Here is a 383-nt window from a genome sequence, read left to right on the forward strand (position 1 = left end):
CGATCTCGCGGTCGCAGCAGTCTTTCGTGAACGTCGCTGTGACGGTCTGGCCCGAGTCGCATTTGATCTCGAAGCCGTCCGAGCACCAGCGCATATCGCTGTGGTCTACCCCCATCTTGCCCTCGTGGGGCTGACTGGACTGTCGGCGTCTGGGGGCCTTCGGCAGCAGCAGCGCATTGCCCGCCATCACCCGGTAGACGCGCTTGGCGTTCACGCGCGCAGCGCCGGTATTGCCCCTCTGCCGGTTCACCAATGCGCAGGCACGCCGATGCCGGCTGAGAAATACCGCATGTTCAGCGGGATCGCAACTGTCCAACTTCTGGGGGTCGGTTCAAAGCCGGGGCGGTTCACCCTAAAGGTCTGCCACATGCTCTTTCAACAGT

Annotated in this window: 1 pseudogene; it reads right to left on the reverse strand. The window is 62.9% G+C overall.

Annotation, left to right across the window (positions count from 1 at the left end):
• Positions 1-271: pseudogene (locus tag B2J89_RS21920) on the reverse strand (IS3 family transposase); the annotation flags it as partial.
• Between the last annotated feature and the right edge of the window lie 112 nt (positions 272-383).

Source organism: Acidovorax sp. SRB_24, from assembly GCF_012931925.1.